The sequence below is a fragment of the Mesorhizobium sp. M0062 genome, from assembly GCF_040323125.1.
GTDB lineage: Bacteria > Pseudomonadota > Alphaproteobacteria > Rhizobiales > Rhizobiaceae > Mesorhizobium.
On the sequence record NZ_JAMYUO010000001.1, the window covers coordinates 383126 to 401016 of the forward strand.

General features: G+C 63.3%; 18 protein-coding genes. 10 read left to right on the forward strand and 8 right to left on the reverse strand.

Annotated features, from left to right (window positions below; all coding sequences use genetic code 11):
* Nucleotides 1-167: 167 nt before the first annotated feature.
* The gene (locus tag NKJ64_RS01755; RefSeq protein WP_023823876.1) at nucleotides 168-1448 is read left to right on the forward strand and encodes a glycerate kinase type-2 family protein; all 1281 of its coding nucleotides are present in this window, start codon (nucleotides 168-170) and stop codon (nucleotides 1446-1448) included.
* Nucleotides 1449-1586: 138 nt separating this feature from the next.
* Here NKJ64_RS01755 and NKJ64_RS01760 read toward each other — a convergent pair whose 3' ends face one another.
* From NKJ64_RS01760 to NKJ64_RS01775, 4 genes are all read right to left on the reverse strand, one after another.
* Nucleotides 1587-3056 carry a UdgX family uracil-DNA binding protein gene (locus NKJ64_RS01760; protein WP_023823877.1) on the reverse strand — a complete coding sequence of 490 codons (1470 nt, stop codon included), beginning with the start codon at nucleotides 3054-3056 and terminating at the stop codon, nucleotides 1587-1589.
* Between the two features lie 2 nt (nucleotides 3057-3058).
* Nucleotides 3059-4294, reverse strand: a complete 1236-nt coding sequence (locus tag NKJ64_RS01765) for a putative DNA modification/repair radical SAM protein (protein ID WP_023707780.1) — start codon at nucleotides 4292-4294, stop codon at nucleotides 3059-3061.
* Nucleotides 4295-4525: 231 nt separating this feature from the next.
* Nucleotides 4526-5911, reverse strand: coding sequence for a glutamine synthetase family protein (locus NKJ64_RS01770; protein ID WP_023683505.1), 1386 nt, complete (start codon nucleotides 5909-5911; stop codon nucleotides 4526-4528).
* Nucleotides 5912-5946: 35 nt separating this feature from the next.
* Complete coding sequence (locus NKJ64_RS01775; protein WP_023700414.1) at nucleotides 5947-7329, reverse strand: aspartate aminotransferase family protein; 1383 nt, start codon at nucleotides 7327-7329, stop codon at nucleotides 5947-5949.
* 155 nt (nucleotides 7330-7484) lie between these two features.
* Between NKJ64_RS01775 and NKJ64_RS01780 the strand changes: the two genes are divergently transcribed.
* Nucleotides 7485-7937, forward strand: a complete 453-nt coding sequence (locus NKJ64_RS01780; RefSeq protein ID WP_023683507.1) for a hypothetical protein — start codon at nucleotides 7485-7487, stop codon at nucleotides 7935-7937.
* Between the two features lies 1 nt (nucleotide 7938).
* Here the strand turns inward: NKJ64_RS01780 and NKJ64_RS01785 are convergent, their stop codons facing one another.
* Both NKJ64_RS01785 and NKJ64_RS01790 read right to left on the reverse strand, forming a co-directional pair.
* A complete protein-coding gene (locus NKJ64_RS01785) occupies nucleotides 7939-8910 on the reverse strand; it encodes a WD40 repeat domain-containing protein (RefSeq protein WP_352461862.1) in 972 nt (323 codons plus the stop codon).
* Nucleotides 8911-9159: 249 nt separating this feature from the next.
* Complete coding sequence (locus NKJ64_RS01790) at nucleotides 9160-10212, reverse strand: CobW family GTP-binding protein (RefSeq protein ID WP_023711332.1); 1053 nt, start codon at nucleotides 10210-10212, stop codon at nucleotides 9160-9162.
* Nucleotides 10213-10629: 417 nt separating this feature from the next.
* On the opposite strand from NKJ64_RS01790, the gene NKJ64_RS01795 reads away from it, so the two are divergent.
* Nucleotides 10630-11100 carry a MarR family winged helix-turn-helix transcriptional regulator gene (locus tag NKJ64_RS01795; RefSeq protein WP_023694717.1) on the forward strand — a complete coding sequence of 157 codons (471 nt, stop codon included), beginning with the start codon at nucleotides 10630-10632 and terminating at the stop codon, nucleotides 11098-11100.
* Between the two features lie 26 nt (nucleotides 11101-11126).
* Here the strand turns inward: NKJ64_RS01795 and NKJ64_RS01800 are convergent, their stop codons facing one another.
* The gene (locus tag NKJ64_RS01800) at nucleotides 11127-11990 is read right to left on the reverse strand and encodes an AraC family transcriptional regulator (protein WP_023826667.1); all 864 of its coding nucleotides are present in this window, start codon (nucleotides 11988-11990) and stop codon (nucleotides 11127-11129) included.
* Between the two features lie 46 nt (nucleotides 11991-12036).
* Here NKJ64_RS01800 and NKJ64_RS01805 point away from each other — a divergent pair, with 46 nt between their 5' ends.
* Complete coding sequence (locus NKJ64_RS01805; RefSeq protein ID WP_023683511.1) at nucleotides 12037-12444, forward strand: DUF2000 family protein; 408 nt, start codon at nucleotides 12037-12039, stop codon at nucleotides 12442-12444.
* Here NKJ64_RS01805 and NKJ64_RS01810 read toward each other — a convergent pair.
* Nucleotides 12441-13229 (reverse strand): alpha/beta fold hydrolase, encoded by a 789-nt coding sequence (locus NKJ64_RS01810; protein WP_023683512.1) that lies wholly within the window; start codon nucleotides 13227-13229, stop codon nucleotides 12441-12443. The two genes, NKJ64_RS01805 and NKJ64_RS01810, sit on opposite strands and share 4 nt — an antisense overlap.
* Before the next feature lie 128 nt (nucleotides 13230-13357).
* Here NKJ64_RS01810 and NKJ64_RS01815 point away from each other — a divergent pair, with 128 nt between their 5' ends.
* From NKJ64_RS01815 to NKJ64_RS01840, 6 genes are all read left to right on the forward strand, one after another.
* Entirely contained in the window at nucleotides 13358-14032 is a 675-nt protein-coding gene (locus NKJ64_RS01815; RefSeq protein WP_352461863.1) for a LysR family transcriptional regulator, read from the forward strand.
* Entirely contained in the window at nucleotides 14032-14259 is a 228-nt protein-coding gene (locus NKJ64_RS01820; protein WP_352461864.1) for a LysR substrate-binding domain-containing protein, read from the forward strand. Before NKJ64_RS01815 ends, NKJ64_RS01820 begins: the two co-directional genes overlap by 1 nt.
* A gap of 181 nt (nucleotides 14260-14440) precedes the next feature.
* Nucleotides 14441-15325: a DMT family transporter gene (locus NKJ64_RS01825; RefSeq protein WP_032886143.1), complete on the forward strand. Its 885-nt coding sequence runs from the start codon at nucleotides 14441-14443 to the stop codon at nucleotides 15323-15325.
* A 67-nt stretch (nucleotides 15326-15392) separates the two neighbouring features.
* Nucleotides 15393-16415 (forward strand): LacI family DNA-binding transcriptional regulator, encoded by a 1023-nt coding sequence (locus tag NKJ64_RS01830; protein ID WP_023671355.1) that lies wholly within the window; start codon nucleotides 15393-15395, stop codon nucleotides 16413-16415.
* On the forward strand, nucleotides 16412-17395 hold the full coding sequence (locus NKJ64_RS01835; protein ID WP_023746556.1) for a 2-hydroxyacid dehydrogenase: 984 nt from the start codon (nucleotides 16412-16414) through the stop codon (nucleotides 17393-17395). The genes NKJ64_RS01830 and NKJ64_RS01835 overlap by 4 nt, the downstream gene beginning before the upstream one ends.
* A gap of 82 nt (nucleotides 17396-17477) precedes the next feature.
* On the forward strand, nucleotides 17478-17888 hold the full coding sequence (locus tag NKJ64_RS01840; protein ID WP_023683514.1) for a hypothetical protein: 411 nt from the start codon (nucleotides 17478-17480) through the stop codon (nucleotides 17886-17888).
* The last annotated feature ends 3 nt before the right edge of the window (nucleotides 17889-17891 follow it).

The following is a 17891-nucleotide window of genomic DNA, read 5'->3' on the forward strand; positions in this document are numbered from 1 at the left end:
CTGCCCCTCATCCGCCTGCCGGCACCTTCTCCCCGTATAGTGACGGGGAGAAGAGAAGCACCCCAACGCCGGCGAACCCCTCTCCCCGTCTCTATACGGGGAGAGGGTAAGGGTGAGGGGCGGCGCCGGCTTTTCGGAAGCTCGCAAACCGCGGATGGCGGCCAATTATGACCGTGCTCGACCCAAAATCCTTTCTCATCTCGATCTTCAATGCCGCTGTTGCCGCTGCCGATCCGGAACGAACGATCAGGGATCACCTTCCGGCCAAGCCGAAGGGCCGCACCATCGTCATCGGCGCCGGCAAGGGCTCGGCGCAGATGGCCGCCGCGTTCGAGAAGGTGTGGGATGGCCCAATCGAAGGGCTGGTCGTCACCCGCTACGGCTATGGCGCCAAATGCGAGCGCATCGAAATCATCGAGGCGGCACATCCGGTGCCGGACGCTGCCGGTCTTGAGGCGTCGCGGCGCCTGCTCGAAAAGGTGCAAAGGCTGACTGCGGACGACCTGGTAGTGGCGCTGATATCGGGCGGAGGATCGGCGCTGCTGCCGTCGCCTGCCGCTGGCCTGACGCTCGCCGACGAAATCGCCGTCAACGAGGCGCTGCTCGCCTCCGGCGCGCCGATCGCGGCCATGAACACCATCCGCAAGCATGTCTCAACCATCAAGGGCGGCCGGCTGGCAGCTGCCGCCTGGCCGGCCAAACTGGTATCACTGGTTGTCTGTGACATTCCCGGCGACAACCCGGCCCTGGTGGCCTCCGGCCCGACCGTGCCCGACTCCGGCAACCGCGCCGATGCGCTGGCCTCGATAGCGGCCTATGGCATGAAGCTGCCCGACGCCGTCATGGCGCACATCAACTCGCCAGAGGCCGATGCGCCAGATACGGATGACCAGCGCTTTTCACGCAATGAAGTGCACCTGATCGCCTCGGCTGGCGTATCGCTGGAAGCGGCAGCCGCTGAGGCAAAACGGCAAAGCATCGAAGCCGTCATCCTCTCCGATTCCATCGAGGGCGAGGCGCGCGAGGTCGGTGGCGTGCATGCAGCCATTGCGCGCGAAGTGGCGACGCGCAACCGGCCGTTCCAAAAGCCGGTGCTGATCCTGTCCGGCGGCGAGACGACCGTGACTTTGCGGGCCCCTGTTGACGGAAAAAGGGGCAAGGGCGGCCGCAACTCCGAATTCCTGCTCGCCTTTGCCATCGGCATCAGCGGCGCGGAAGGTATTCATGCACTGGCCGCCGATACCGACGGCATCGATGGCTCGGAAGACAATGCCGGCGCCTTTGCCGATGGCTCGACCGTCTCGCGCATGCGTGCCGCCGGCATCGACGCCAAGGCGATGCTGGCCGGCAACAATGCCTGGACGGCGTTCAACGCGATCGGCGATCTGTTCGTGCCGGGGCCGACGGGTACGAATGTGAATGATCTGAGGGCAATCCTGATCAGTTAATTCGGCCGTGGCGGCCGAAGTTTCCAACGTTGGATTCACGACCGTGAAGCCACTCAGCTTCGTCATCCCTGGGCGAAGCAGGAGCGAAGCTCCTTGTTCCGCCCGCGGATGACGATGTCGCTGAGGCTTTCGCTCATCTCACGACCCCATCAGCCGCTTCACCTCTTTCATATCCTTTAGGAACCGCTCGCGCTCAGCCTCCTTGTCCGTCGGCTCGTGAATGCGCAGGATAAAGGACGGGTGGATGGTGATGAACACGCGCAAGCCATCCTCGCGTTCGATCAACTGGCCGCGCATTTTCGTCACGGCAATGGCCTTGCCCAGCAGCGACAACGCCGCCGTTGCCCCAAGCGCCACGGCGAGGTCCGGCTTGATCAGCTCAAGCTCCCGGCCGATCCACCAGCGGCAGGCCTGGACTTCGCCGGTATTTGGCTTCGAGTGGATGCGGCGCTTGCCGCGCGGCTCGAACTTGAAGTGCTTGACGGCGTTGGTGACGTAGACTTTTTGCCGGTCGACGCCTGCGTCATCGAGAATTGCATCGAACACTTTGCCCGCTGGCCCGACAAAAGGTTTGCCGGCGAGATCTTCCTGATCGCCAGGTTGTTCGCCGACGAAGACCACTTTGGCGTCATCCGGCCCCTCGCCGAACACGGTCTGTGTCGCGTCGCGCCAGAGCGGGCAGCGACGACAACCCTTTGCAGCCTCGCGCAAATCGGAAATCGTCTTGGCATCGTCTTCATCCGGCGCCTCGGCCGGCTCGGGCTTCGGCCAATGTCTTGCCTGCAGCTTGGCGTGGTGCGGCGCCGGCGTCGTCGGTTGTCTGGCAATCATGGCTATAGCGGCCTCGTCCGCTCCTGCGATCAGATCTGGAATGAGCGAGGCCTCGGGAAGGTTCCGCCAATATTTCTTCGGCATCTCCTTCTGCATCGCCTTCACCTTGAGCCGCGCCGGGTTGAAGATGTTCTGGAAATAGGTCAGCCACAACGCCTCGGTGTCGTCCTGATCGGGTGCATCGCCCTTGGCCGCACCCGGGCCGATCGCCAGCCTTTCGCCATTCCAGTCGGCGGAGGCATAGGGCGTCAGGACGGTCCAGCGCATGCCGGTGAACCGCCGGACGAAGAAATCCGCGTTGCGCTCGACAATGAAATGCTCCGGCTCGAACCAGGCGACGTAGCGCTCGTCCTCGCCGTAGCCGATCTTCCGGAAGCGTACGAAGGCATGCATCTTATGGCTGTCGCGCCGCACCGCCTTTTCCATGGCTTCGAGCCGCCTGGTGTCGGGATCGGATGCGATCGCCAGCAGTTTCGGCTCGGTGCGCAGGCGACAAAGCATCCAGTAGAGAAAGGCAAACCGGCCGGGGTCGGAGTGGCAGAAGGCGGTTTCGGCATGGGCGATGAACTCGCGCGGGACGGTAAGCTGCGCGCCCTCTGGCACCGCCGGCAAGGCATCTCGAGGATCATTGGCGTCGGACCCGACACCCCAACTAATATCCTCAGGCCGGACCTCATTCAGCGTCAGACGCCGTGCCGCATCGCGCCAACCGGCGAAATCGGTCTGGCTCGCTAGCCGGACAGTGTATCGGGCAAGGTCGAGCTGGGCCGGCTGCATGGTCAAAACAGCGACAGTTGTTCGCAGGACTTTACGATCGTATCGCGCAGGCCTGTCTTGTCGGTGAGTCCGCCCGGCGACCAGCCTTCGGCGATGATGAAGGGCCTCAGCTTGGCGATCGAATGGCAGATCCGTCCGACATCTTCCAGCCGCATACGTCGGTGGCGGCGGGTTTCAAGGATCTTCGCCACCACCTTGGTGCCCAGACCCGGAACCCGCAGCAGCGCTTCCCGATCGGCGCGGTTGATGTCGACGGGAAACCTCGCCCGATTGCGCAAAGCCCAGGCGAGCTTGGGGTCAATGGCGAGATCGAGCATGCCGTCGCTGCTGCCGGCGAGGATTTCCGGCTGCGAAAAGCCGTAGAAGCGCATCAGCCAGTCGGCCTGATAGAGCCGGTGCTCGCGCATCAGCGGCGGTTTCTGGAGCGGCAGCGACGATGACGAATCCGGGATCGGGCTGAAGGCGGAGTAATAGACGCGCCGCAGATGGTAGCTGCCATAGAGCCGCGCACTGGAGTGCAAGATACCGTCGTCGGATGTCTTGTCGGCGCCGACGATCATCTGCGTCGACTGACCTCCGGGCGCAAAGCGTTCGCGCTTCTTGGTCCGCAACGTCGGCTCGGCCTTTTCCTCCATCTTCCGGCGCAGGTTCGCCATGGAAAGCCGGATCGTTTGCGGCTTCTTCTCCGGCGCCAGTTTCTTCACGCCCTCATCGGTCGGCAGTTCGACATTGATAGACAGCCGGTCGGCGTAGAGCCCGGCCTGCTCGACCAGTTCGGCCGAGCTTTCCGGAATGGTCTTCAGATGAATATAGCCGGAGAATTTTTCGTCCAGCCGCAGCCGCCGCGCCACCTCCACCATCTCGGCCATGGTCTCGTCCGGGGAGCGGATGACTCCTGAGGACAGGAAGAGGCCCTCGATGTAGTTGCGCCGATAAAAGTCCATGGTCAGCTTCACCACCTCGTCGATGCTAAAGCGGGCGCGGCGCACATTCGATGACGAGCGGTTCATGCAGTAGCTGCAATCGTAAATGCAGAAATTGGTGAGCAGGATTTTCAGGAGCGAAATGCAGCGGCCATCCGGCGCGTAGGAATGGCAGATGCCCATGCCTTCTGTGGAGCCGATACCGCCGGATTGGAGCGAATCCTTCTTCGCCGAGCCGGACGAAGCACAGGAGGCGTCGTATTTGGCGGCGTCAGACAGGATTGCCAGCTTTTCACGGACGGTGGGCGCGCTCATCCGTTCATGATATGTTCTTGAAGGCTGCAGCGCCACCTCATTTGATGCAGGCGGCGAAAAAGTGATCGCCGCCCGCCGTCAGGGCAATCAGAGACCGTTTCGAAATTCGCTCTGGCGAGTCATATGGTGGTGGTTTCGAGAACCGAAGCGCAGCGGACATTTGGTCCGTGAGCATCGGAAGCGCAGAAACCACCATCGATGGCCGCCGGAGTAGAATTTCGAAACGGTCTCTCAGACCTCGTGCAGGTAGAGGTGGTAGTCCAGCTCGCTCACCGTACGCGCGACGCGCAGATACTCCGACTGCTTGATCGCCACGAAGGTGCGATGCAGATCCTCGCCAAGCGCCTCTTTCAGGAAGCTCGAGGCCCGCGCCGCCTCGATCGCGGCGCGCCAGTCGACCGGCATGGTCGTGCGCGTGACAGCGGCTTCATAGCCATTCCCAGTGGTTTCAGGGCCGGGGTCGAGGCCTTCGTCCAGACCCTTGATGATGCCGGCCAGCACCGTTGCCGCGATCAGGTAGGGATTGGCGTCGACGCCCGACGGCCGGTGCTCGATGCGCCGGTTCTTGGCGTCGCCGGCCGGCACGCGCAGCGCCACCGAACGGTTGTTGACGCCCCAGGTCGGCGCCACCGGCGCATAGGACTGCGAGACGAAGCGCCGCCAGGAATTGGCGTGCGGCGCAAACACCAGCATCGATTCGGCCATGGTCTGGATCAGCCCGCCGAGCCCCTGCAGCAGCGGCAGCGACCAGCTTTCGCCGCCGGCTTCGGCAAAAACGTTGCGGCCGTTCTTGTCCTGCAGCGAAACATGGAAATGCATGCCGGAGCCGGCATATTTTTCGATCGGCTTGGCCATGAAGCAGGCGGTAACACCATGGCGGCGCGCCTGCGCCCGCACCAGCCGCTTCAACATGACGAGGTCGTCGGCCGCCCGCATGACATCCTTGCGGTAATTCAGCGTCAGCTCGTACTGGCCGGGCGCGTATTCCGAAATCACCGTTTCGGCCGGAATGCCTTGCGCCTTAGCCGCGGCATAGATGTCGGAAAACAACGGCTCCATGCCGTGCAGATGGTCGACGGAATAGACTTCCGTCTTGGCCGAGCGGCGGCCGTCGAGCACGGCGTCCGCCGGTTTTACCTTGCCGTCGGCGTCACGCTCATTGGCAAGCAGGAAAAATTCGAGTTCGAAGGCGCCGGCGGGATAGAGGCCCTTGGCCGCCAAGATGTCGACCTGCCTGGCCAGCGCCAGCCGTGGGTCCGACGACATAGGCTGTCCCTCGAGATGGTACATCGCCATCAGCAACTGGCCGCGCGGCGGGTTCGTGCCGTAAAGCGGCACCAGCGTGCCGGGGATCGGCCATGCCCTGAGATCGCCGTCTCCAGTCGTCCAGATCAGCCCGGTTTCGTGCACATCCTCGCCGGTGATGTCGAGGCCGAGGATCGAGATCGGCATGTGGCGGCCGCCCTCGAAGATGCTTTTCAGCTCATGCCGGCGCACGATCTTGCCGCGGCCGACCCCGTTGGCGTCGGTCAAGACGATATCGAAGGCTTCGATTTCGGGATGGGCGTCGAGAAAGGCTTGCGCCTCGGCGGGCGTCGAGCCCGAAGGTGAAGTCATGATTAGTGTACTCGAGTTTGGCTTGGCAGCTTGTCTCATGCCGTCAGCCTTGCCGCAACCGTGGCGAAGGCGGTGATCAGCCGGTTGACCTGGGCGCCGGTGGTGGCCGGTGAGATCAGCATCATGTTGTGAAAGGGCGCGATCAGCACGCCCTGGTTGACCAGCGCGACATGGATAGCCGCCTCAAGCTCCGGCGCATGGGCAGTCTCGGCTTCGGCGCCGTTCCTGAGCGGGCCAGGGGCGCAGATGAACTCGACGCGGGCGCCGACGCGGGCGACATGCCAGGGCAGATTGTAGCGATCGATGACGCCGGTCAGCCCGGCATCGAGCCGCAGGGCGAGGCGATCCATCCGGGCATAATTCTCCTGCGTCATCACCTCTTCGAGCGTTGCGCGCATGGCTGCGAACTGCAGCGGGTTCGCCGACAGCGTCGTGCCCATGCCGGAATAGCCCGGCTCCTTGGTTCGGTTGTAGTCGGCATAGCGCGAGGCGACCTCGTCGCTCATGCCCCACACGCTTGCCGGCACGCCACCGGCGATCGGCTTGCCCAGCACGAAAAGGTCGGGCTGCAGCCCGAATTTTCTGGTGTAGCCCCCTGGGCCGGTCGAGATGGTGTGGGTCTCGTCGATCAGCAGCAGCGTTCCGGCCGCGCGCGTCAGTTTGCGCAAGGCGTCGTGAAAACCCGGATCGGGCAGCACCATGCAGGAATTGGTCAGCACCGGCTCAGCAATGACGCAGGCGACATCCTTGTCCTTGAGCGCTGCTTGCAGCGCGGCGACATCGTTGAATTCAATGACCTTCGCCGTCTTGGTCAGGTCGCGAAACTCACCCGCCAGCCCCGGCCGATTCACGGGCTTGCCGTCGACCATCCGGACCATCGTCTCGTCGACCGAGCCGTGATAGCAGCCGTTGAAGACCAGTATCTTTTCGCGGCCGGTGACGGCGCGGGCGACGCGCAGCGCGAAGCGGTTGGCGTCGGTGGCGCTGGTGGCGATCTGCCAGAACGGCAGACCGAAACGCTGTGTGAGCAGCGGCCCGATGGCCAGCGCATCCTCCGAAGGCAGCATATAGGTCAGGCCGCGCCCGGCCTGGCGGCGGATGGCGCGCGCCACCGGCGGCGGCGAATGGCCGAACATCGAACCGGTGTCGCCGAGGCAGAAATCGTCCAGCCTGTTGCCGTCGATATCCGTGATGGCGGCGCCCTTGGCGCTTTCGACCAGGATCGGGAATGGCGTCGGCCAGTCGTTCATCCAGTGCATCGGCACACCGCCGAAGAAGCCTGGCAGGCCGTTACCGACCTTGGCCTGCGATTTCGGCCGCGCCTTGCGGAAGGTGTTCGCCTCGCTTGTCCGCAATGCAGCGATGCGGTCACGGCTGATACCGCCAATGGACGCCTTTGAACTGTTCGTGCTGTACATGAAATCCCTCTCGGCCGGCACACTACCCAATTGGCGACGGCAACCGCAATTGGCCGTGTTGGTGCGCTGCATTGGGTCAGCAGCAAGTTCGGCAGACTTGACCTTCCGGCGCAGTCGGGCGCCAATGCGATCGGGTCTGTGGTTTGGGGAGAAAAATGCGGACGATCATCTGCGCTATTGCGCTACTCTTGTCGGCCGCTGCGGCTTCCGCATCGGGCGGCGTCTGGTGTTCCGTCGATGACAAAGCGGTGCAATTCGAGGTCGGCGCCGGGGTCACCAGAGGTATGGGCGGCCCGACCTTCAATTTTCGCGGCGATCTCGAGATACTTGGCCGGCCGGAAGGCGACAGTCTGCGCAAGACCGTCTTCGAGGATTCCGACCTCACCCAGTACTGGCTGGACGACAAGGAGTTGCGGCTGAACGTCTACCACGAGCATCAGCTCGGAGATAAATTCAACTCTGTCGAACTGACGATCCTGACCAAGACCAGTGACGAGGGCGTCTATGACGGCCGGTACACGCTTGCCGTCTACGACAACGCCGCCGACACGGAACAGGACGGCAAGCCGAAAGAATTGACCGGCAAGGTGTCGTGCGGAGCCGAATAGGTCACGCCGAGATATCGATGACGCCGCAGTCGCCGGCGGCACTGCCGAAGGCGACCCGGCGCTCTTCCTTGTCCCACATCATCGCGGTGATGGCGCCCATGCCCGGGCGGCGCAACAGCACCTCTTTGGCATCGGTAAAGCGCACCGCCATGACCATGCCGTCATCATAGCCGACGGCGACGACATCCTGGCTCGGATGGCAGGCAACCGATGTCACCATGGCGTTGCCGCGCGTGCCGAGCTCCAGCGGCGCCTTGCCCATCGGGCCGTCCTTGCCCGAAAACGGCCAGACGATCGCCGCCGGCGCGCCGGAACTCGCCAGCCACTTGCCCTTCACGCTCCACGACAGGCTTTTGACCTTGCCGGGATAGCCGGTCATGCGCATGTGCTTGCCGTCGGCGAGCTTCCAGCCATGCAGCGCGTTTTCCTGCATGGTGGTGACGAGGAAGGCGCCATCCGGCGAGAAGGTCACGCCGGTATGGGCGCCGGCCCATTCCAGCTCCACCGGTCTGCCCTCGGCGGCCGGGAAATGCAGCGTCGCGCCATTGTAGCGGGCGACGCCGAAGCGCATGCCCTTGGGGGAGAAGGCCAGCCCCTCGACCGAACGTGGATGGGCAAACTCTTTGGTCCTGCCGTCGGCAAAGCGCACGAACGCAGTCTTGCCTGTGGCATAGGCGATAGCGCCTTGCGGCCCGGCGGCGACGCTGGTGATCCACTTCTTGCCGGCGCTGGCGAGTTCGCTGACATTGCCGCCGGCAACGGCAAAAATCTTGCCGTCCTCGCCGCCGGTGATCAGGCGGTCGTTGGCGGCGTCATGGAACGTGGAGAGCAGGCCGTCATTGGCCTGAATTGTCTTGTGGCCGTTGTCGAGCCTATGAACTGTCCCATCGGCGAGCGCAAAATGCGGCACGTTGTCGAGGAAGACGGCGGCAAGGCAGTGACCTTCCAGGTCGAGGGGAGCAACTGTGGGCATCAGGACCATTCCAATGAAGCTGTCACCACTCCCGGGAAGCCACTGAGGCGGCCAGGCCTGGCGTCAACCTTCTCCCCTTGTGGGAGAAGGTGGATCGGCGCGCAGCGCCGAGACGGATGAGGGGTGTTGAACGGATCGCCGTCGGTGCCGAGCTGGAGCACCCCTCATCCGACCTCGCTTCGCGAGGCCACCTTCTCCCACAAGGGGAGAAGGAAGAGCGGGCAGCGCTAGCGCCATAGAGTCCGGAAATCAAGCCGCCTGGCAGGCGTCAAAGCTCTTCTTCAGCCGTTCGGCGTCAAGCTCGCGGCCGATGAACACCAGCCGGCTCTCATGCTTTTCGCCGTCTTTCCAAGCGCGCTGGTGGTCGCCTTCGATGATCATGTGCACGCCCTGGATGACATAGCGCTCGTCGTCGCCCTTGAGCGCGATGATGCCTTTCAGCCGCAGGATGTTGGGACCTTCCATCTGAGTGATCTTCTCGATCCACGGGAAGAATTTCTTCGGGTCCATCTCGCCGCCGCGCAGCGACACCGACTGTACGGTCACGTCATGGATCTCGGAGGGATGCGCGTGATCGTGATGATGATGGTCGTGATCATGGTCGTGGTGATCGTGGTCGTGATCATGGTGGTCGTGATCATGATCGTGCGCCTCGAGAAAATGCGGATCGTTTTCCAATGCGCGCGACAGGTCGAAGGCGCCGCGGTCGAGCACTTCGGACAGCGCCACGCCGGCGCGCGTGGTGCGGTGAATCCTGGCCGCCGGGTTGATGGCGCGGATGGTGGCTTCGACCTTGGCCAGCTCTTCGGGCGTCACCAGATCGGTCTTGTTCAGCACGACAACATCGGCGAAGGCGATCTGGTCCTCGGCTTCCTTGGAATCCTTCAACCTGAGCGGCAGGTGCTTGGCGTCGACCAGGGCCACGACAGCGTCGAGTTTGGTCTTGGAGCGCACGTCGTCGTCCATGAAGAAGGTCTGCGCCACCGGCACAGGATCGGCGAGGCCGGTGGTCTCGACGACGATGGCGTCGAAGCGGCCGGGACGGCGCATCAGGCCTTCGACGACGCGGATCAGGTCGCCGCGCACCGTGCAGCAGACGCAGCCATTGTTCATTTCGTAGATTTCCTCGTCGGATTCCACGATCAAATCATTGTCGATGCCGATCTCGCCGAATTCATTGACGATGACGGCATAACGCTTGCCATGGTTTTCCGACAGGATGCGGTTGAGCAGCGTCGTCTTGCCGGCGCCGAGATAGCCGGTGAGAACGGTCACGGGGATTTGCGTCTGTGCTTCGCTCATATCTTGCCTCGAAATGGCTGGGCCACGGAATTGCGGGCCGCAAGAAGGGATTGTTGGCATATAGGATGTGTGCCGGCCTTTTGCACGAGGCAAACCGCTTGGGTGTTTGACCCAGGTTGACGAAGCGGATGGGTAGACCCGAGAGGCCGAGTGCGAGGGATGCCGACCATCAACGTGTCGCCGGAAACGCCTCTTCATTGACCTGTGCTGAGCCGCGCCGCGTCAAACCGTTGCAATCGCCTTGGCGGAAACTCGTTTGTCATCTAACTGAAATAAACATCTGGCATCACCATTTCGAGCACCACAAATGCTTGCCGGCAAAGCTGTTTCGAAAGCCGGAATGTTTTTGATCGTCGATTGCCAACCGGCCGGCTGCGTCTATGCTGCACGCACCGGTACGGCCGAAGAGGGATCACCATGGCCAAGGCGGACAAGACTGCAACGATGAGCCGGCTGCATTCGGCGGCAAGGCTGGCAAGGACCGCGCTGGCGGCGCGGCTTCTGGCGCACGGCTTCTATGCCGGCCAGGACCAGATCATGCTGACGCTCGACCGCGAGGACGGCCAGACGCCCGGCAATCTCGCCGGCCGCCTGGGCGTGCGCCCGCCGACCATCACCAAGACCATAAACCGGCTGCAGGCCCAGGGCTTTTTGGAAAAGCGCGCCTCTTCCGCGGATGCACGCCAGGCGCATATCTTTCTCACCGACACCGGCCGCGAGATCATCCACGCCATCGAGAAGTCGGTGAAGAAGACCGAAAAGCAGGCGTTGAAGGGCCTCGACAAGAAAGAACAGAAGACGCTGTTCAAGCTGCTCGCCCGCATCGAGGCCAATTTGTCGAACGAGGAGCTGGTGCTCGTCGACGACGACGCCGACATCGACGACTGACCGGCACGGCGGCCGCGTGTCTTGAGCTAGGCCGCCACCGAAGGGCCGCGCACCAGCGCCGACCAGCGGCCGGGCGTCAGGCCGAATGCTTTCTTGAAATGCCTGTTGAAATGGCTCTGGTCGCTGAAGCCGGCGCCAACGGCAATCTCGGCCAGCGGCTCGCCCACCTCGATCATCCGTCTTGCCTTTTGCAGCCGGCGCATCAGCAGGAACCGATGCGGGCTGGTGGAATAGGTCGCGCGAAAATGGCGTGACAGCGCATAGCGGTCGAGCCCGGTGACGGCTTCCAGCTCATCGGAACGAACGGACCGCTCCGCATTCTCCTCGAGATAGCCGCGCGCCAGCGCTGCCGCACGTGAGGCCGACCTCCCCATCGGCTTTGCTTTCTGTCCCGCATGACGCCCCAGATGCTGCGCCAGCTCCGCAACGAAATCGGCGACGAACAGCTCGTCCAGTTCCTCATCGAGCGGCGACAGGGCCGAAAGCAGCGTGCCACGCAAGGCAGGATCGCTGACCACAGCATCCCTGACGAAAGGCAGCGGCGCGCCGTCGAGGCAGTCGAGCAGCAGTGACGGCTCCAGATAGAGGATCCGGTAGCGCAGACCATCCTCGGTCCCGGCGCCGCCATCGTGCACTTCGTCGGGATGCAGCACGATAACCTGGCCGGGCAGGCTGTGGTTGACAGTGCCCCTGTAGTGGAAGCGCTGCACACCGGAAAGCGTCACGCCGACGGCAAGCGTATCATGACGGTGCAGGTCGAAGGCGTTGCCATGGAAATGCGCCTCGATGCGCTCGATGCCAGCGGTAACAGGCGCCGAGACGATCCGGTCTTCATCCGCGCACGAACGTTCAAGACCCTGCGTCGCCTCACCTTCTAGATCGTGCGTCATCACCTATCCCTGCCCTTCATGGGCGTGCTCCGGAGTCCTCATTTTGGTGTTCGATACGAAATTTGCAATCGTGCTGCGGGACGATCTCGCCGTCTGGCAAAAGCTCAACGTCGCCGCCTTCCTGACCAGCGGCATCGTCGCGCAATTCCCCGCCATTATCGGCGAACCCTACCGCGACCGCGCCGGCAACCTTTACAATCCTCTGTCGATCCAGCCGGTCATCGTGCTTTCGGCCGATGGGCCGACGCTCAACTCCATCCACCGGAAGGCGCTGGAGCGGGGCGTGACGGGGTCAGCCTATGTCGAGGAGATGTTTGCCACCGGCTTCGATGCGGCCAACCGCGCGGTCTTCGCCGAGTTCGGGCCTGAGGACGCCAAGATCGTCGGCATCGCGCTGCGTGCCGACAAGAAACTCGTCGACAAGATCACCAAGGGCGCCCGCATGCACGCCTAATTCAGCAGGAAGCGTGTAACGGCGCTCATGAATTCAGTCGGCCGCTCGACGTTCAGCATATGGACGCCCGGAAGCAGTGTAAGCGTGGCGCCGGGAATGCTGGCTGCGATCGCCTCGCTGTGGCTTGCCAGCGTTACCTTGTCGTCTTCTCCACCGATCACCAGGGTGGGCGCGGTAATGAGGGAGACAGTCCGGCGCAGATCGCAATCGCGTACGGCGGCGAAGCATCCCGCGAGACCTTGGGGCGGCGTCGCCAGGACCATCGCGCGGAACGCGTCGACGGTTTCGTTTGGGCCGGCAAGCATCGAGGCGGGAAACCAGTTGTGCATGAACATGTCCGCGGTGGCCGACATGTTGCTCGCTGCAAGGACAGTCCTGATCTGCTCATCAAAGTAAGAAGCCGGCCCGAGATGCGGCGAGGTGTTGGAAAGGATGAGACGCTCGATGCGCTCCGAGGCATGGATACCCAGCCACTGCCCTACGAAGCCGCCCAGCGACAGCCCGCAGAAATGCACGCGGGCGATTTGAAGCGCATCCAGCAGCTCAAGGACGTCGCGGCCCAGCCGATCAAGCGAATAGGCTCCGGCCGGAGCATCGGAACTGCCGTGGCCGCGCAGATCATAGCGCAGCACCCGGAAAGATCCGGCAAGTTCCGCTAGCTGCCGGTCCCACATATGCAGGTTCGTCGCAATGGAATTCGAGAGCACAAGCACAGGGCCGGCCCCCGCCAGCTGATAGGCGATCCGGCAGCCGTCGCCCGTCGTAAAATAAAGCGTGTCAGTCATCTGGTCCTCATCTCACCCTGGCGAAAGGAGTTAGATGCTCCCGCCGCCCTTTGAATGAGCCACCCTAGGCCTCGTAATTATCCAGGAAAATTACTATGATTGGACAATCTCAGTAGGTTTTGGCGATAATGAATGGTCTGAAACTCCACGACCTACGGTGCTTTGACGCCGTGGCAAGCGAGGGCAGCTTCCAGGCGGCCGCCCTTGCCTTGAACCGATCGCATCCATCCGTCTTCGCCGCTGTCGCACGCCTCGAGCAGTTGCTCAGGCTCACACTTCTCGACCGCAGCGGATATCGGGTGGGGCTGACGGAGGCGGGCCGCGAGTTTCACGCGCGAGCGCAGCTGACATTGCGCGAGCTCGACCATCTGCGAACCTATGCGGGCCAGTTGGCGAGTGGCGAGGAGACGGTCCTGCGTGTGGTCGTGGGTGATCTCTGCCCGCGACCGCAAATCCTGCCTATGCTCAGCGGCTTCTTTGCCGAACGCACCGGGACACGCCTGCACCTGGAGTACGAGGCGGTCGGCGGTCCGCTCGAACGGTTGATGGAAGGAGAGGCTGACCTCATCTTCCATCGCGCGGATCCTTCCGATCCGCATCTCGAGCGGATCCATCTCTGCGCGGTGCCCCTCGTGCCGGTGGTGGCGCCTGGGTTCCTTCCGTTCGCGCCTGGCCGCGAGATTGCGCCGGAGCAGATGCGGCCCTTCACCCAGTGCGTGATCCGCGACACGGCGCGGCGGCCGTCGCCGGAGAGCTATTTCCCGTCGACGGTGCGCATCAGTGCTCGGTGCCGGATCATCTGATGAAGAAGGAACTGATCCTTCACGGATTGGCCTGGGGCCATCTGCCGGCATGGCTGATCGAGGACGAACTGCGGGATAGGAGGCTGATCTCGATCGCTGGTGCACATCTGCCCGGCCGGACGGAGACCCTGGCGGCGGTGCGCCGGCGCGACCGACCGCACGGACCCGTCGCCCAGGCGTTGTGGCTTCATCTCCAGGCGCAAGTGGCATCCGGCGAGGCGCTTTAGCCGGCATAGGATCGGCCCGCGCTGAGCCTGCGCGCGGCTCCTGTTGTGCCAGTCGCTTTTGGCTTGCCGGGCGCAGGCGATTGCCGCAAAGGTTAAGCGTTGATCCTCCCTGCCCGGCCTGACATTGAACGTTCCCGCAAAATCAGACGAAAGCGCAACGCCGCCCGCGGCGATGCTGTTCATGCTTTCGACCTATGTCTTTTTCACCTTTCTCGACACATCGAGCAAATATCTGGTGCTGGCCGGCGTCTCGGCGCTGATCGTCGCCTGGGCCCGCTTCACCGTCCATGTCCTGCTTGTCGGCGTCTTCCTGCGCGGCTGGCGCGAGCCGTCGCGCTTCCGCGCCAACAATTTGCCGGCCCACATCCTGCGCGGCGGTCTGCTGTTCGGCTCGACGATGTGCAACGTCATGGCGCTCAAAACGCTTCAACTGGCCGAGACCACCTCGATCTACTTCTTCGGGCCGATGGTGATCACCGCCCTTGCCGGACCGCTGCTTGGTGAATGGGCCGGCTGGCGGCGCTGGCTGGCAATCCTGTCGGGCTTTGTCGGCGTGCTCGTCATTACAAGGCCGGGCATCGGCGTGTTCGGCATCGGCCATCTTTTCGCGCTCGGCTCGATGCTGTCGAACAGTTTTTACGTCATCATGACGCGGCGGATGTCAGCCAGCGAAACCTCGGAAAGCCTGATCCTGTTTTCGGCGCTGGCGCCGGCCGTGCTGCTTCTGCCGATGCTGCCGTTCTCGCATGGGCTGCCGCAGGATGGCTGGCACTGGTTCATACTGGTGATGCTGGGCGTGTTCGGCGCCGGCGGCCACTGGCTGCTGGTGCAGGCCTACCGCCTGGCGACCACCACGGCGCTGGCGCCGTACCCCTATTCGCAGATGGTCTGGATGATCCTGTCCGGCTGGATCATCTTCCACCAGTTCCCCGACCGCTGGACGCTGGTGGGTGCAGCCATCATCGTCGCCAGCGGCCTTTACATCATCCATCGCGAGCACCGTTTGCGGCTGCGCAATCGCACGACCGTCGATGCCGAGGCGGAGGCGCTGGCGAAAAAACTTTGATTTGCTCCGAATCCGATGGCATAACGCCGCATTTAAAAAATTTTAAAAAAACTCGGGGAGCGAAGGGCTGGCACAAAAGATCAAGCTTTCGACGATCGCGGATGCGCTTGGCGTCTCAACGGCCACGGTATCCCTCGCCTTGCGCGACAGTCCACTGGTCGCAGGCGCCACGCGTGACCGCATCAAGGAGCATGCGCGGGCCATCGGGTATATCTACAACCGCCGCGCCGCCTCACTGCGCACCTCGCGCTCGGGGATTGTCGGCGTCGTCGTGCACGACATCATGAACCCGTTCTTCGCCGAGATCCTGCGCTCCATCGAAAGCGAACTCGATCGCAGCCGGCAGACCTTTATCCTGTCCAACCACTACGACCAGCTGGAAAAGCAGCGCACCTTCATCGACACGCTGCTGCAGCTCGGCGCCGATGGCGTCATCATGTCGCCGGCCATCGGCACGCCGGCTTCCGACATCGTCATGGCCGAAGAAAACGGCCTGCCGGCGGTGCTGATCGCACGCAGCGTGGAAGGCGCCGACGTGCCGGTGTTTCGCGGCGACGATGCCTATGGCACAGCACTTGCCACCAATCACCTGATCTCGCTCGGCCACAAGCGCATCGCCATGATCGGCGGCACCGACCAGACCTCGACCGGGCGCGACCGCTACCAGGGCTATCTCAACGCCATGGAAGCCGCCGGGCTGGAAGTCAGGCCGTCCTGGCGCATTGCCGGGCCGCGCACCAAGCAGGGCGGATTCGAGGCGGCTGGACAGTTTTTGGCGCTTAAAGACAAGCCAACCGCCGCCTGCTGCTGGAATGATCTCGTCGCCATAGGGCTGATGAACGGCATTGCCCGCGCCGGCCTGGTGCCGGGCGCCGACATATCGGTCACCGGCTATGACGATCTCGAGGAGGCGGCAATCGCGACACCGGCGCTCACCACGGTCTGGAATGGCCAGCGAGAGGTTGGCCGCCGTGCCGCCAGCGCGCTGCTCGACAAATTGAACGGACAGGCGGTACGGCCGTCACAGGAACTGATCAAGCCGGAACTGCATGTGCGCCAGTCGACCGGCAAGCCGGTGGAGCGTGCATGACCAAGACGGATGCGTTGCAGACCGTCGCCGTTCTGGTGCCGGGACATTTCAACGACCATGCGGTCGAGCGCATCGACCGCACCTTCAAGCGGGTCAAGATAGAGCGCGCCGATCCCGCCCTGGTCACCGACGAGATGCGCCATGACGTGCGCGCCATTGCGTCCTTCGCCGGCGTCAATGCGGCATTGATGGATGCATTGCCCAACCTCGAACTCATCGCCTCCTTCGGCGTCGGCTATGATTCGGTCGATGCCGGCCATGCGGCCAAGAAAAACATCATGGTCACCAACACCCCCGATGTTTTGACCGAGGAGGTCGCCGACACCACGATCGGCCTTTTGCTCAACACCGTGCGTGAACTTTACAACGCCGAGAAATGGCTGCGCGACGGCAGTTGGGTGAAGAAGGGCAACTATCCGCTGAGCCGGCTGACCTTGCGCGGTCGGCATGTCGGCATTTTCGGCATGGGCCGCATCGGCCTTGCCATTGCGCGCCGGCTGGAAGCGTTCGGGCTGCCGGTGGCCTACCACAACAGGCGCAAGGTCGAAGGTCTGGCTTATGAATACCACCCGACGCTGAAGGGCCTTGCCGAAGCGGTCGATACGCTGATTTCCGTAGTGCCGGGCGGCGCTTCCACGGAGAAGGCGGTCAATGCCGAAATCCTGGCGGCGCTTGGCGCCAACGGCGTTTTCGTCAACATCGGCCGTGGCAGCACGGTCGACGAGGCAGACCTCGCCGCAGCGCTTGCCAACGGCACCATCGCCGCCGCCGGGCTCGATGTTTTCGCCGATGAACCGAATGTGCCTAAGGCTTTGCTGGAGGCGCCCAACACCTCGCTTTTGCCCCATGTCGGCTCGGCCTCGCACCACACGCGCCGCGCCATGGCGGATCTGTGCGTCGACAATCTCGTATCCTGGTTCAGCGAGCGCCGGCCACTGACCCCGGTGCCGGAGACGGCGCAAGTCAAGCCACGAAGCTGAGCGGCTGTCTGCCACACTCGTTAACGTCGGCTTAACGCTTTGGAATCATTCTGCATCTGCGCCGGGGGGCGCGGAGTGCAAGATGACGAAACTTCCGGCATTGATTGCGGCAGCGGCACTTTTCGCCGGCTTTCAGCTGTTTCACGGCGGCAGCAGTGAAAGTTCGGCCAATGAAGCAAGGCCGGCAACCACCTTCAGGCTGGTCGCCAATGGCGACGAAGGCGACTGCGCGGTTAGCCGCGGCGCCGCGATTGACGATGGCCTGTCGCTGTTGACCGTGGCGCCGAACTGCCGCGGGCTGCTGCCGGGGATCGAGCGGGCAAAATTCTGGCGAGAGGGCGAGGACGGCACGATCGCGTTCAGCGCCGACGGCACCGACCCGATCGTCACCTTCTCGGTTGCGGATGGCGACGGCTACGAATCCTACGCTCCGGCCACGCCGCTGCTTTCGCTGGCGACAACCGGCGAACGGGATCAATCCGCCGGCAATTGATCG

What these genes read in the sequence shown, in the direction of transcription:
- NKJ64_RS01755 (WP_023823876.1), top strand. Translation starts at nt 168, where the DNA reads ATGACCGTGCTCGACCCAAAATCCTTTCTCATCTCGATCTTCAATGCC.
- NKJ64_RS01760 (WP_023823877.1), bottom strand. Translation starts at nt 3,056, where the DNA reads ATGCAGCCGGCCCAGCTCGACCTTGCCCGATACACTGTCCGGCTAGCG.
- NKJ64_RS01765 (WP_023707780.1), bottom strand. Translation starts at nt 4,294, where the DNA reads ATGAGCGCGCCCACCGTCCGTGAAAAGCTGGCAATCCTGTCTGACGCC.
- NKJ64_RS01770 (WP_023683505.1), bottom strand. Translation starts at nt 5,911, where the DNA reads ATGACTTCACCTTCGGGCTCGACGCCCGCCGAGGCGCAAGCCTTTCTC.
- NKJ64_RS01775 (WP_023700414.1), bottom strand. Translation starts at nt 7,329, where the DNA reads ATGTACAGCACGAACAGTTCAAAGGCGTCCATTGGCGGTATCAGCCGT.
- NKJ64_RS01780 (WP_023683507.1), top strand. Translation starts at nt 7,485, where the DNA reads ATGCGGACGATCATCTGCGCTATTGCGCTACTCTTGTCGGCCGCTGCG.
- NKJ64_RS01785 (WP_352461862.1), bottom strand. Translation starts at nt 8,910, where the DNA reads ATGCCCACAGTTGCTCCCCTCGACCTGGAAGGTCACTGCCTTGCCGCC.
- NKJ64_RS01790 (WP_023711332.1), bottom strand. Translation starts at nt 10,212, where the DNA reads ATGAGCGAAGCACAGACGCAAATCCCCGTGACCGTTCTCACCGGCTAT.
- NKJ64_RS01795 (WP_023694717.1), top strand. Translation starts at nt 10,630, where the DNA reads ATGGCCAAGGCGGACAAGACTGCAACGATGAGCCGGCTGCATTCGGCG.
- NKJ64_RS01800 (WP_023826667.1), bottom strand. Translation starts at nt 11,990, where the DNA reads ATGACGCACGATCTAGAAGGTGAGGCGACGCAGGGTCTTGAACGTTCG.
- NKJ64_RS01810 (WP_023683512.1), bottom strand. Translation starts at nt 13,229, where the DNA reads ATGACTGACACGCTTTATTTTACGACGGGCGACGGCTGCCGGATCGCC.
- NKJ64_RS01815 (WP_352461863.1), top strand. Translation starts at nt 13,358, where the DNA reads ATGAATGGTCTGAAACTCCACGACCTACGGTGCTTTGACGCCGTGGCA.
- NKJ64_RS01820 (WP_352461864.1), top strand. Translation starts at nt 14,032, where the DNA reads ATGAAGAAGGAACTGATCCTTCACGGATTGGCCTGGGGCCATCTGCCG.
- NKJ64_RS01825 (WP_032886143.1), top strand. Translation starts at nt 14,441, where the DNA reads ATGCTTTCGACCTATGTCTTTTTCACCTTTCTCGACACATCGAGCAAA.
- NKJ64_RS01835 (WP_023746556.1), top strand. Translation starts at nt 16,412, where the DNA reads ATGACCAAGACGGATGCGTTGCAGACCGTCGCCGTTCTGGTGCCGGGA.
- NKJ64_RS01840 (WP_023683514.1), top strand. Translation starts at nt 17,478, where the DNA reads ATGACGAAACTTCCGGCATTGATTGCGGCAGCGGCACTTTTCGCCGGC.